Genomic DNA, 12,674 nt, shown 5'->3' on the forward strand with positions numbered 1-12,674 from the left:
CCGATTTGCTGCGCAAATCGACCTCTCCCCGGTGGGGAGAGGTGAAGCGCGCCGTGACCTAGACTAGCACTTGTCGCCGATCACTCCGGCAGGATGCGAACCGCACCCTTGGCCGCGCTGCTGGCGAACGCCGCATAGGCCTTCAGCGCGGTCGAGACGGCGCGCTTGCGTAGCGCTGCCGGCTTCCAGGCCGCGTTGCCCCTGGCTTCCATCGCTGCGCGACGGCGCTTCAGCTCGGCATCGTCGACCTTGAGGTTGACCTTGCGGTTCGGGATATCGAACTCGATGATATCGCCTTCCTCGACGAGGCCGATCAGGCCGCCTTCGGCGGCTTCCGGCGAGACGTGGCCGATCGACAGGCCCGACGATCCGCCCGAGAAGCGGCCGTCGGTGATCAGCGCACAGGCCTTTCCGAGGCCTTTCGACTTCAGATAGCTGGTCGGGTACAGCATCTCCTGCATGCCCGGGCCGCCGCGCGGTCCCTCATAGCGGATCAGCACGACGTCGCCGGCCTTCACCTTATTGCCAAGGATGGCTTCGACCGATGCGTCCTGGCTCTCGAAGATGCGGGCGGGACCTGAGAACTTCAGAATGCTCTCGTCGACGCCGGCGGTCTTCACGATGCAGCCGTCCTCGGCGAGGTTGCCGAACAGCACGGCGAGGCCGCCGTCCTTGGAATAGGCGTGCGCGGCGTCGCGGATGCAGCCCTTGGCGCGGTCGAGATCGACCTCGTCGAAGCGGCGGTCCTGGCTGAACGCCTCCTGGGTCGGCACGCCGCCCGGCGCGGCACAATAGAAGTTGCGTACCTTGTCGCTCGTGGTCCGCACCACGTCCCAGCGGTTCAGCGCATCGTCCAGCGTTGCGGCGTGCACGGTCGGCCCGTCGGTCGTGAGCAGCTTGGCGCGGTCGAGCTCGCCGAGGATCGCCATGATGCCGCCGGCGTGATGCACGTCCTCCATGTGGACGTCCTGCACCGAGGGCGCGACCTTGCAGAGCACCGGCACCTTGCGTGACAGGCGGTCGATGTCGGTCATCGTGAACGGCACTTCGCCCTCGCGCGCGGCGGCGAGCAGATGCAGCACGGTGTTGGTCGAGCCGCCCATCGCGATATCGAGCGTCATCGCGTTCTCGAACGACTTGAAGTTCGCGATGTTGCGCGGCAGCACCTTGGCGTCGTCCTGCTCGTAGTAGCGGCGAGCGAGGTCGACGATCAGATGGCCGGCCTCGACGAACAGGCTCTTGCGGTCGGCGTGGGTCGCCAGCACCGAGCCGTTGCCGGGCAGCGCGAGGCCGAGCGCCTCGGTCAGGCAGTTCATCGAGTTCGCGGTGAACATGCCGGAGCAGGAGCCGCAGGTCGGGCAGGCCGAGCGCTCGATCACCGCGACGTCCTCGTCCGACACGTTGGAGTCGGCGGCCGCGACCATCGCGTCGATCAGGTCGACCGCGCGCTTCTTGCCCTTGAGCACGATCTTGCCCGACTCCATCGGTCCGCCCGAGACGAACACGGTCGGGATGTTGAGCCGCAGCGTCGCCATCAGCATGCCGGGCGTGATCTTGTCGCAGTTGGAGATGCAGACCATCGCGTCGGCGCAATGCGCGTTGACCATGTATTCGACGCTGTCGGCGATCAGCTCGCGCGAGGGCAGGCTGTACAGCATGCCGTCATGGCCCATCGCGATGCCGTCATCGACGGCGATGGTGTTGAACTCCTTGGCGACGCCGCCGGCCTTCTCGATCTCGCGCGCGACCAGTTGGCCGAGATTCTGCAAATGGACGTGGCCGGGCACGAACTGGGTGAAGGAATTGACCACCGCGATGATCGGCTTGCCGAAGTCCTCGTTCTTCATGCCGGTGGCGCGCCAGAGGCCGCGTGCACCCGCCATGTTGCGGCCGTGGGTGGTGGTGCGGGAGCGATAGGCGGGCATCGTAAATCCTTCTCAAATCCTTGGGCTAAGGGCATTTTTTAGGGGAGTTGGCGCTCCTTATGCCTGCCCGTGGATGCGGATTCAAGCGCGGAACCGCATGGCTGAACCCCGCAATTCGGGCAATGTCGCGCGGGCGGCTTGATCTCGGTCGGCCCGGTGCATTAGCTGGTCGCACCGACGGCAAGAACAACGAACAAGCAAAAAAGGGAGAGACACGCGTGGCAAGGCTGCCCCTGATTGATCCGGAGACGACGAGCGGAGAGATCCGCGCCTCATTCGACCGCATGCCGGTCAAGCTCAACATCTTCCGCATGATGGCCCATGCCGAGGCCAATATGATCCCGGCGATGCGGCTCGCCAATTCGATCCTGCACAAGCAGAAGCTGTCGGCGGTCAACCGCGAGCTCTTGATCCTGCAGGCCGCGCAGCTCGAGGGCGGCGCCTATGAATGGCGGCAACATGTGCCGATCGCGCTCGGTGTCGGCGTCACCCAGACGCAGATCGATGCCGTCGAGCGCGGCGAATACGACGATGCTGCACTCAACGCAGCCGAGCGTGCGCTGCTTCGCTTCGGCCGCGAGGTGGTCGAGAAGGTCCGCGTCGGCGATGCGGCCTTTGCCACGGTGCGCGAGCATTTCAGCGATCAGGAGATCGTCGAGACGATCGTCGCGCTCGGCTTCTACATGATGATGGCGCGGCTGACCGAGGCGACCGAGACCGATCTCGATCCGGCCGCCGGCATGGCCGTGTTCGAAGGCGGCAAGAAGCGGGATTGACGAGATGTCGGAGATTTCGCAAGAGGCCAATAAAGACACGAAGCCGGAGCGCTATGTCCGTCCGCTCTGCGCGGAATCGGCCGGCACCGCGCCGGGCAGGGGGCGGCTCAACGGCCGCCGCATCCTCGTGGTCGGCGGCGGCCAGCGGGTGTTCGATGCCGCCACCGATCCGATCGGCAACGGCCGCGCCATGAGCCTGCTGTTCGCACGCGAGGGCGCGCATGTCGCGGTCGCCGACCTCAACCGCGCCTCGGCCGAGGACACGGTTGCGCGCATCGCTGCTGACGGCGGCCACGCTTTCGCGATCGCCGCCGATGTCACCATGGAAGCCGACGTCATCAGGATGATCGACGAGGCGCATCGCACGATGGGCGGGCTCGACGGCATGGTGCTGAACATCGGTACCTTCGGCAAGACCGGGCTCGACAATGTCAGCGCGGAGGAATGGAACAGGATCTACGACGTCAATGTCCGCGGCCCGATGCTGTGCTGCCGCGCGGCCTTGCCGAAATTCGAAGACGGCGGCTCGATCGTGTTCATCTCCTCGATCGCGGCGCTGAAGGCGGGATCGCAGATGGCGGTCTATGATTCCTCTAAGGCCGCGCTCGGCGGCCTGATGCGCAACATCGCACACACGGGCGCGCGGCGCGGCATCCGCGCCAATCTGGTCTATCCCGGGCTGGTCGACACCCCGAACGGCCGCGAGGCCGGCGCGGGCCGGCCGTCGCGCGGCAAGGGGCATATCCCGTTCGGCCGTCAGGCGACGGCGTGGGAGATCGCCTATGCCGTGCTGTTCTTCATGTCGGATGAAAGCGTCTATGTCACCGCGCAGACGCTCGCGGTCGACAGCGGGCTCAGCGGTTTGTGAGCGGCGGGGAGGGCGCATGAGCGCATTGTTCGGCAAGGTCTGTCAGAACGGCTACGTCGTTCGCGACATCAATGCGGCGCTGAAGTTCTGGACCGAGACACTGCGGGTCGGGCCATTCTTCCTGATCCCCTCGGTCAAGGTCGATTGGTTCCGCTATCGCGGCGTGGACTCCGCGGTCGAGATGTCGATCGCGCTGGCCAATTCCGGCGATCTGCAGATCGAGCTGATCCAACAGCGCAACGACGCGCCGTCGATGTATCTGGATTTTCTGGCGCGCCACGGCGAGGGCCTGCAGCACATGTCGTATTGGAGCACGGACTACCAGTTGCTCTATGACCGCGCCGTCGCGGCAGGCTTCACGGTCGGTCATGAAGGCCAGATCGGCGGCCCCAAGGGACGCTTCGCCTATTTCGACACCGCCGGCCATGCCGGCACCGTGATCGAGATCTCAGACATCTCGGGATCGAAGGGGCGGTTCTTCGAGAAGATCAGGACCGTGGCCGCGACTTGGGACGGCTCGGACCCGATCCGCGTGGTGGGCTGACGCGGCTATTCGGCGGCGAGGCTGGCCGGCGCCGGATATCCCACGCGGGGGCGCATCTTCGCGCGCCCGTTCCTGCGGCCGAACTGGCTGCCGGCCAGCAGCGCCGCGGCCGCGCGCAGCTGCTCGCGCAGCCATTGATTGGTGGTGTCGTCCTCGGCGGTGGCGTGCCAGTAGAGATAATTGACGTGCGGACTGATCGGAAACGGGCAGGGGAAGCACTGCAGCAGCCCGGGATCTTCCAGCACGGAGGCGGCGCTCTCCGAGGCGGTCAGCAGCATGTTGCTGCGGCTCACGACGTGGCAGGCGGTTGCGAAATTCTGACAGGTCAGGCGAACAGTGCGGGTCAGCCCGAGGCGCTGGAGCTGAAAATCCTCGAACGACAGGCCGCTGCGCCGCGACGTCACGCAGACATGCTCCATGCGCAAATAAGCCTTCTTGTCGAGCCGGCTGCCGAGCTCGGGATGGCCGCGCCGCGCGAACACCGCGATATGCTCGGTCAGGATCTGCTCGCGCCGCACCTCCGCCGACAGCGGCAACAGCGTATCGATCGCGACGTCGAGGGTGCCGGCGGCAAGCTCGCGCTCGAGATTGTTGCGCTCGCTGCGCACGGTGGCGATCTCGACCAGCGGCGCCACCGTACTGATGCGGTTGATCAGCGCGCTCAGCATCGGCGCCTCCAGATTGTTGCGCAGCCCGATCACGAACCGCTTCGGCGTCTGCGCCGGATCGAACCGGTGGGTGTGGGTCAGCGTCGTCTCGAGGCCGTTGAGCGCCTGGCGCACCGTGGTGATGATCTGCCGGGCCAGCGGGGTCGGCGTCATCACGTGGTTGCGGCGCACGAACAGCGGATCGTTGAACATCGCGCGCAGCCGGCTCAGCGCATGGCTGACCGCGGGCTGCGTCAGGTTGAGGCGGAAGCAGGCGCGGCTGACGCCGCCCTCGGAATAGATCGCGTCGAACACGACGAACAGGTTCAGATCGACGTCGCGTACATGCATGGAAATGATCAATCCGTATCCGTCGAATGCATTTGACGAATACTAATCGGCACTCTTAAAGTCTCAAGCAAAATAATACCTGGAGGAAACGATGAGCGTGCAATCGCCATCGCGCGGCGTTGCTGTCCCTGCGGCATCATCTCGCCTGGGCGCAATGTTTGCGAAGCCGAGCCAGGAGCAGATCGTGCTCCTGATCACCATCGCGCTCCTGATCGTGTTCGGCCTGACGCTGAACGGCTTCGCCACCGTCTCCAATCTCCTGAATTTGTTGCGGAGTATTTCCATCCTCGGCGTGCTCGGCCTCGGCATGGGGCTGATCGTGATCAGCCGCGGCATCGACCTCTCCGAGGTCGCGATCATGGCGGGTTCCTGGGCGATCGCTTTGATCTACATGCAGAACGGCATGCCTGTTTTCACGGCAGTGCTGCTGGCGCTGGCGGTCGCGGTGCTGATCGGCGTCGTCAACGGCGTGATGGTCGCCTTCGTCGAGGCGCCGGCGCTGTTCGTGACGCTGGCTGCCGGCTTCGTGATCTATGGCCTCGCCTTCTGGATCGCGCCGGCCTGGGTGGTCTATGCGCCGAAGGATGCGCCGGGCCTGACGTATCTCGGCGCCGGACGGCTGTTCGGCATCCCGGTTCCGATCCTGGTGTTCGCGGCCTGTGCAATCGCGATGCATTTGTTCCTGTCGCGCACCTCGATCGGCCGCTTCATCTATTCGCAGGGCGACAATCCGGAGGCCGCGCGGCTGACCGGCGTCGCGCTGCGGCCGCTGATCGTGCTCGAGCACGTGCTGGTTGCACTGCTCGCCTGGATTGCGGGCCTGGTCTGGGTCGGCACCACGGGCAGCATGCAGATGGCGATCACCCAGGGCACCATGATCTTCGACGTCGTGCTCGTTGTCGTGATCGGCGGCATCAGCCTGATCGGCGGCCGCGGCAGCGTGTTCAGCGTCGTGGTCGGCTGCATCCTGATCGGCACGCTGCTCAACGCCTTCACCATCATGGACGTCAACAGCGAGGTGCAGAACATCATCAAGGGCGTGGTGCTGCTGGCCGCCATCGTGCTCGACAACTGGCTGCATCCCCGCGACGAGGAGACCGCGCGGCAAGGGGACTGAGACGAGGCGACTGAGCCGGCCGCCGCGCCAAATAGATCAATCAAAAGAAATTGCTTTGTGGAGGGAGACGATGAAGACGACGACAAAATTCTGGACGATCCTGCTGGCCGGCGTGACGCTGGCCGCGATGCCGTTTGCGGCATCGGCGCAGGAGGAAGGCACCAAGACCGCGCGCGAGCTGCGTGCCGTCTACGACAAGGCGCTGCAGGGCAAGACGATCGCCTATCTGCCGATCGCGCTCGGCGTGCCGCTGTCCGACGAATGGGGCCGGGTGGTGCAGGAGGAAGCCGAGTGGCGCGGCATGAAATATGTCGTGCGCGATCCCAACAACAACCCCTCGGCAATGCAGCAGGCCCTGACCGCGCTGGTCGACCAGAAGCCCGACGTGCTGATCGTGCAGAATCCGAGCGTCACGCTGTTGATGAAGGATCTGAAGCGCGCCGAAAGCCAGGGCACGCATGTGATCCAGATCAACATGTCCTCGAACTACAAATCCGGCGCCTTTGTCGGCGCCGACTGGCGCGAGATCGGCAGGATGCTGGCGAACGAAGCCGTGAAGGCCTGCGGCACCGGCTCCGGCAAGTCGGGCAAGGTCCAGATCGTGCAGGGCGAACTGACCGCGGCCGCCAGCGTCGATCAGGTCGGCGGCATCATGGAGGTGTTGAACAAGGATCCGAACATCAAGGTGGTCTCGAACCAGGCCGCGAACTGGGACGCCAACACCGCGCTCAACGTCACCGCGACGGTGATCCAGCAGCATCCCGACCTCTGCGCTTCGATCGGGTTCTGGGGCATCATGGAATCGGGCGCGGCGCAGGCGATCCGCAATGCCGGCAAGATCGACGATGTGAAGGTGTTCGCCTCGGGTGAAGGCTCGCAGCTCGATTGCGACCAGGTCAATTCGGGCAATTTCTACAAGTTCCTGAGCTACAAGGCGACCGAGCAGGGCCACGACCTGATGTTCGCCGCCGAGACCCTGCTGGTATCAGGCGAGAAGCCGGGCAGCCGCAATCTCGTCTATTACACGCGTCCGATCTGGCTCGATAAGTCCAACGCCTCGGGCGCCAACTGCTTCGCGCTACCCAAGAAAAATTAACAAGGCGCGGACAGCCGGCGCGGGGGGCATTCCCGCGCCGGCTGTATCAAAGAGCACGATCCGGCAAGGTGGAGCCGGTTTTTCTCCGACCGACGCGCAGCGTTCACGGAGAGCGTGTTCATCAAGGGACGAGGTCGCGATACGATGGCCGATCGCGTCATGACCAGGAGCATGATCGGGGACGTGCAAGCCGGCTCTCCGCAAGATCGTGCGCGATCACGAGCACGATCCGGAAAAGTGGAAGCCGGTTTTCCGCAAGGTCGTGCTCAATCAAGAGGGTGCTTTGGCGATGTCGATGGCCGTTGATTCCTTTGCCGCATCGGTGCGGCGATTTTCACCCCGGCTCCTGCTGTCGGAGCTGTTGCTGAAACAGTGGTTTGAGCCGGTGGTTCCCTTCACCGTGATGATCGGGCTGTGGACGTACTTCGCGCTCACGATTCCCGACTACGCCTCGGTGCAGAACTCGGTGTCGCTGCTGCGGCTGTTCGCCGAATTCGGCTTCGTCGCGCTCGCGATGGGGTTCTGCCTCGTCACCGGCGGCATCGACCTGTCGGTCGGCGCGATCTTCGCGCTGTGCAACTTCGCGGCGCTGTATTTCCTGCTCGTGCGCGAATGGCCGGTCGGCCTCGCGGTGCCGGCGACGCTTTTGGTCGGCGCGCTGCTCGGCAGCATCAACGGCTTCCTGATCGGCTTCCTGAAGACGCGACCGTTCCTGACCACGCTGGTGACGCTGATCATCCTGCGCGCCTCGGTCAACCTGCTCAACACCAGCTACGCCCAGGTGTTCGCGACCAACTCGGTCGAGAGCGACGCCTGGGATTTCATCGGCGGCGGCAGCGTGCTCGGCATTCCCGTCAATGCGGCGACGCTATTCGTGGTGCTGTTGATCTGCCACATCTTCCTGTCGCGCTCGCGCTATGGCTGGCATCTCACCGCGATCGGCGCCAGCCGCAAGGCAGCGCGCCACGCCGGCATCCGCGTCCGCGTGATGCTGTTCATGACCTATGTGCTGTCGGGAACGCTGTGCGCGGCGAGCGGCATCTTCTACGCCGCGCGGCAAGCCTCGACGGATTCCACCACCGGCGTGGGCTGGGAGTTCCAGGCGCTCACCGCCGTCGTGCTCGGCGGCGTGTCGCTCGCGGGCGGCAAGGGTACGGTATGGCGGGCGATGATCGGTGCGCTGATCATCTTTCTCCTGATCAACGGCCTCGTGCGGATGGGCATCCCGGGCTACGTCACCTCGGCGGTGACGGGCATGATCCTGCTCGCCGCCGTCGGCATCGACGTCAAATGGTCGAAGAACCGCGGCAAGGCGATCCAGAAGATCTATGTCAATCCAGCCTTCGTGCCGCTTGCCTCGGCGCCCGCGGTGCAGCCGGGCGCGACGTCGCCGTATGCGCAGAACGACCGGCTGATCAACGCGCAGGCGATCGGCGTCGATCAGGTCGAGGGGCCCGAGGACGTCATCCTCGACCGCCAGGGCCGGCTCTACGGCTCGACCCGCGACGGCAACGTGATCCGTTTCTCCGGGCCGAACTTCGAGACCCGCGAGGTGTTCGCCCATATCGGCGGCCGGCCGCTCGGCATGCAGTTCGATCGCGACGAGAATCTGATCGTCGCCGTCGCCGGCATGGGCGTCTATGGCGTCGCGCCCGACGGTCGCATCTTCAAGGTCACCGACGAGACCAATCGCACCTGGTACAAGCTGAATGACGATTCCCGCCTGCGGATGGCCGACGACCTCGACATCGCACCCGACGGCAAGATCTATTTCAGCGACTGCACCACGCGCTACGAGATGACCACCAACACCCTCGACATCCTCGAGGGCCGGCCGAACGGCCGCGTGGTCTGCTACGACCCGGCGACCAGGACCACGCGCACGGTGATCAACCACTTCTATTTCCCGAACGGGATTTGCGTCTCGCACGACGGCAAGTCGATCCTGATCGCGTCGACCTCGCTGTGCAAGGTGTTCCGGCACTGGATCGACGGGCCGAACAAGGGCAAGACCGAGGTGCTGATGGACGAGCTGCCGGGCAACCCGGACAACATCAACCGCGCCTCCGACGGCACCTACTGGCTGGCGCTGGTCGGCATCCGCACACCGACCTTCGACCTTGCCGCGCGAAAGCCCGGCTTCCGCCTGCGCATGGTGAAGCAGGTGCCGACCGACGAGTGGCTGGCGCCGGCGCTCAACCATGGCTGCGTGCTGAAGTTCAACGAGAAGGGCGAGGCGCTGGAATCCTGGTGGGATCCGACCGGCATTTCGCATTCGACGTTGACCTCGATGCGCGAGCACCAGGGCTATCTCTATCTCGGCGGGCTCGAGAACAACCGGATCGGTCGCATCAAGCTCGACGGCGTCGACGACAGCTGGACCGGCTACGATGCCTATTGGGGCGCAAAGAGCAGGGTGACGACGTAATGGGATTTTTCGATCATCTGCTGCGCGACATCCGCAGCGTCATCGACCGCGACGGCGGCCAGAACGCGATCCCGCCGCTCGACGGCGCGCTGAGCCCGAATGACCGGCTCGACACCGCAACCCCGATCGGCGAGCCGCTGCCCGGCGTCGACGACGTGATCGCCGCCGGCGACGGCACGGTTTATGTTTCCGCAGGACGCCGGGTGCTGAAGCTCGGCGGCAATGACTTGTCGACGCGTACAGTCGTCGCCGAGTTCGAGGATGATGCCGGCGGGCTCGCGCTGCATCCGGACGGCCGCCTGCTGGTCTGCGTCGCGGGCAGGGGCCTTGCCGCGATCGATCCGGCGAAGCCCGATCCGCGCTGGCTGGAGTCCGCCGGCGGCAGCGCGCTCACCGGGCTGTTGTCGGTGGCGGCGGCGCCTGACGGCCGCATCTATGCGGTCGAAGGCAGTAGCGGCCGACGTCCAGGCGAATGGCGGCACGATTTGATGGAGAAGCGCGCCAATGGCCGGCTGATCAGCTGCGGCGCCGGCCTCGACAATCCGCAGGTGCTGCTGCGCGATCTGCCCTATCCTTATGGCGTGAGTGTTTCGGCCGACGGCAACAGCCTGTGGCTCACCGAAAGCTGGGCGCATCGCCTCAGCCGGTTCGCGCTTGGCGGCAACGGGCTTGGTCCGCGCGAGACCGTCGCCGCCAACATGCCGGGCTATCCGGCGCGGCTGCATCCGGACGGCCACGGCGGCATGCTGCTCGGCATCTTCGCCCGCCGCACCCATCTGATCGAGTTCGTGCTCAAGGAAGACGATTTCCGCGAGGAGATGATGGCGACGATGCCGCCGGATTACTGGGTCGCGCCGGCGCTCGCCGGCGGCAGCGATTGCCTGGAGCCGATGCAGATCGGCAGCGTCAAGGCCCTCGGCATCCAGAAGCCGTGGGCGCCGCCGCGCTCCTACGGTCTGCTGGTGCATCTCGACGCCGAGGGCGATGCGACCGACAGCCTGCACAGCCGCGCCGGCGGCCGCTTCCACGGCATCACCGCCGCCTGCGCCACGCCATCGGGCGTCGTGATCGCCGCACGCGGCGCCGGACGCCTGCTGCGCTACACGGGAGAGCTGCGATGAATGACGGCGTGATTCAGGCTGCGACCGCGACCCAGTCCGCAGCCCGCGAGCCGGTGCTGCGGATCACCAACGGTTCGAAGATCTATGGCGGCGTCCACGCCATCGAGGGCGTCCATTTCGACCTCTATCCCGGCGAGGTGCATGCGCTGGTCGGCGAGAACGGCGCCGGCAAATCGACGCTGTGCAAGGCGATCGCGGGCGCGATCCAGCTCACCTCCGGCGATTATCTGCTCGACGGCAAGCCGACAGGCTTCGAGCAGCCGCGCGACGCGCTCAATGCCGGCATCTGCATGGTCTATCAGGAGACCAGCCTGGTGCCGACCATGACCGCCGCGCAGAACATCGAGCTCGGCAACGAAAAGCTGTTGACCCGGTTCCGCACCCTGAACATCCAGGCCCAGCAGCTGTTGCAGTCGCTCAACTTCCACGTCGATCCGGCAACGCCGGTGGCGCTGCTCGGCACCGCCAAGAAGCAGATGGTGGAGATCGCGCGCGCGATCTACAACAAGGCGCGCATCATCATCTTCGACGAGCCGACCGCGTCGCTGACGCCGGAGGAGATCGTCCACTTCTTCCATCTGGTGCGCGACCTGCGCGCTCGCGGCGTCTCGATCATCTACATCTCGCATGCGCTGGAGGAGTCGCTGCAGATCGCCGACCGCATCACCGTGCTGCGCGACGGCAAGCTGGTGATCACCGCGCCGGCCAGACAGCTGACGCGCGATGCGCTGGTGCAGCACATGGTCGGCCGCGAGGTGGCGCAGGCGGTCTATGGCGGCAAGGCGAAAACCCATCAACGCCGCGAGAAGGTGCTGACGGTCGAGAACGTCACCATGGGCATGGCGGTCAAGAACATGTCGTTCTCGGTCTATGCCGGCGAGGTGGTCGGCATCGCCGGCCTGATCGGCTCCGGCCGCACCGAGATCGCCAAGATCATCTACGGTGCACTGAAGCGCAATCTGGTCAATGGCGGCACCATCCGGCTGCGCGGCAAGCCGATCCGCTACCGCGTGCCGCGGCAGGCGATCAATGACGGCATCGCCTACATCACCGAGGACCGCAAGGCCAACGGCTTCTTCGAGACCATGGTGGTCGACGACAACGTCTATATCGGCAGCCTCGCCACAGGAAAGGGCTGGAGCTTCCTGCTGTCGCGCGCCCGGCGCAGCAAGCTCGCCAGCTACTGGGTCGATCGGCTGAAGATCAGCGCATTGCAGCGCAAGGCCAGGATCATCGAGCTGTCCGGCGGCAACCAGCAGAAGGTGGTGCTGGCCAAGACGCTGGTGCAGGACCCCTCGATCATCATCTTCGACGAGCCGACGCGCGGCGTCGACGTCGGCACCATCCCGCACATCCACGGCGAAATCCGCCGCCTCGCCGACGAGGGCAAGGCGGTGGTGGTGATCTCGTCCTACCTGCCGGAGATCCTCGCGGTGTCCGACCGCATCCTGGTCGCCCGCACCGGCCGCATCGTCGCCGAGTTCGACGCGGCCGACGCGACGCAGGACAAGATCCTGTACGCCGCGGTGCATTGAGGTCGCGCAGCGCGGCCTGTCGTCGGCGTAGGGCGGATTAGCGCAGCGCAATCCGCCGTCTTGCCACGCCTTCGACGGGCAAATCAGCGGCAACAAGTTCAGTGTCGTCCCGGCGCAGGCCGGGACCCATAACCACAGATCGTCATTGTTGTACGTCGCTGGAACGACGAGTCCCGCCGACAATATCTGCTGCGGCGTATGGGTCCCGGCCTGCGCCGGGACGACAGCGTTGGGTGGGCGCCAACTCCCTTGACAATTATTTTAAG

The 12,674-nt window shown here is 65.4% G+C and carries 10 protein-coding genes; 8 read left to right on the plus strand and 2 right to left on the minus strand.

Features of this window, described 5'->3' with window-relative positions; all coding sequences use genetic code 11:
* Positions 1-80 precede the first annotated feature (80 nt).
* Positions 81-1,925, minus strand: a complete 1,845-nt coding sequence (gene ilvD / locus ACVW1B_RS07535; protein ID WP_456821448.1) for a dihydroxy-acid dehydratase — start codon at positions 1,923-1,925, stop codon at positions 81-83.
* 218 nt (positions 1,926-2,143) lie between these two features.
* Here ilvD and ACVW1B_RS07540 point away from each other — a divergent pair, with 218 nt between their 5' ends.
* From ACVW1B_RS07540 to ACVW1B_RS07550, 3 genes are read left to right on the plus strand one after another with little or no spacing between them, the layout of a single operon-like run.
* Positions 2,144-2,701 carry a carboxymuconolactone decarboxylase family protein gene (locus tag ACVW1B_RS07540; protein ID WP_456781046.1) on the plus strand — a complete coding sequence of 186 codons (558 nt, stop codon included), beginning with the start codon at positions 2,144-2,146 and terminating at the stop codon, positions 2,699-2,701.
* A gap of 4 nt (positions 2,702-2,705) precedes the next feature.
* Entirely contained in the window at positions 2,706-3,569 is an 864-nt protein-coding gene (locus ACVW1B_RS07545) for an SDR family NAD(P)-dependent oxidoreductase (protein WP_253609443.1), read from the plus strand.
* A gap of 16 nt (positions 3,570-3,585) precedes the next feature.
* Positions 3,586-4,113: a VOC family protein gene (locus ACVW1B_RS07550; protein WP_456821449.1), complete on the plus strand. Its 528-nt coding sequence runs from the start codon at positions 3,586-3,588 to the stop codon at positions 4,111-4,113.
* Positions 4,114-4,118: 5 nt separating this feature from the next.
* Here ACVW1B_RS07550 and ACVW1B_RS07555 read toward each other — a convergent pair whose 3' ends face one another.
* On the minus strand, positions 4,119-5,111 hold the full coding sequence (locus ACVW1B_RS07555) for a LysR family transcriptional regulator (protein WP_456821450.1): 993 nt from the start codon (positions 5,109-5,111) through the stop codon (positions 4,119-4,121).
* 91 nt (positions 5,112-5,202) lie between these two features.
* Here ACVW1B_RS07555 and ACVW1B_RS07560 point away from each other — a divergent pair, with 91 nt between their 5' ends.
* The 5 genes from ACVW1B_RS07560 (at position 5,203) to ACVW1B_RS07580 (ending at position 12,408) form a co-directional block, all read left to right on the plus strand.
* Positions 5,203-6,228 carry an ABC transporter permease gene (locus tag ACVW1B_RS07560; RefSeq protein WP_456781044.1) on the plus strand — a complete coding sequence of 342 codons (1,026 nt, stop codon included), beginning with the start codon at positions 5,203-5,205 and terminating at the stop codon, positions 6,226-6,228.
* Positions 6,229-6,298: 70 nt separating this feature from the next.
* Entirely contained in the window at positions 6,299-7,324 is a 1,026-nt protein-coding gene (locus ACVW1B_RS07565) for a sugar ABC transporter substrate-binding protein (RefSeq protein ID WP_028331499.1), read from the plus strand.
* Positions 7,325-7,619: 295 nt separating this feature from the next.
* Positions 7,620-9,752 carry an ABC transporter permease gene (locus ACVW1B_RS07570; protein WP_456781043.1) on the plus strand — a complete coding sequence of 711 codons (2,133 nt, stop codon included), beginning with the start codon at positions 7,620-7,622 and terminating at the stop codon, positions 9,750-9,752.
* The gene (locus tag ACVW1B_RS07575) at positions 9,752-10,873 is read left to right on the plus strand and encodes an SMP-30/gluconolactonase/LRE family protein (RefSeq protein WP_456821451.1); all 1,122 of its coding nucleotides are present in this window, start codon (positions 9,752-9,754) and stop codon (positions 10,871-10,873) included. Before ACVW1B_RS07570 ends, ACVW1B_RS07575 begins: the two co-directional genes overlap by 1 nt.
* Positions 10,870-12,408, plus strand: a complete 1,539-nt coding sequence (locus ACVW1B_RS07580; RefSeq protein ID WP_456821452.1) for a sugar ABC transporter ATP-binding protein — start codon at positions 10,870-10,872, stop codon at positions 12,406-12,408. Before ACVW1B_RS07575 ends, ACVW1B_RS07580 begins: the two co-directional genes overlap by 4 nt.
* The last annotated feature ends 266 nt before the right edge of the window (positions 12,409-12,674 follow it).

This window comes from Bradyrhizobium sp. USDA 4502 (assembly GCF_054063355.1).

What these genes read in the sequence shown, in the direction of transcription:
- ACVW1B_RS07570 (WP_456781043.1), top strand. Translation starts at nt 7,620, where the DNA reads ATGGCCGTTGATTCCTTTGCCGCATCGGTGCGGCGATTTTCACCCCGG.
- ACVW1B_RS07580 (WP_456821452.1), top strand. Translation starts at nt 10,870, where the DNA reads ATGAATGACGGCGTGATTCAGGCTGCGACCGCGACCCAGTCCGCAGCC.
- ACVW1B_RS07550 (WP_456821449.1), top strand. Translation starts at nt 3,586, where the DNA reads ATGAGCGCATTGTTCGGCAAGGTCTGTCAGAACGGCTACGTCGTTCGC.
- ACVW1B_RS07575 (WP_456821451.1), top strand. Translation starts at nt 9,752, where the DNA reads ATGGGATTTTTCGATCATCTGCTGCGCGACATCCGCAGCGTCATCGAC.
- ACVW1B_RS07565 (WP_028331499.1), top strand. Translation starts at nt 6,299, where the DNA reads ATGAAGACGACGACAAAATTCTGGACGATCCTGCTGGCCGGCGTGACG.
- ilvD (WP_456821448.1), bottom strand. Translation starts at nt 1,925, where the DNA reads ATGCCCGCCTATCGCTCCCGCACCACCACCCACGGCCGCAACATGGCG.
- ACVW1B_RS07545 (WP_253609443.1), top strand. Translation starts at nt 2,706, where the DNA reads ATGTCGGAGATTTCGCAAGAGGCCAATAAAGACACGAAGCCGGAGCGC.
- ACVW1B_RS07555 (WP_456821450.1), bottom strand. Translation starts at nt 5,111, where the DNA reads ATGCATGTACGCGACGTCGATCTGAACCTGTTCGTCGTGTTCGACGCG.
- ACVW1B_RS07560 (WP_456781044.1), top strand. Translation starts at nt 5,203, where the DNA reads ATGAGCGTGCAATCGCCATCGCGCGGCGTTGCTGTCCCTGCGGCATCA.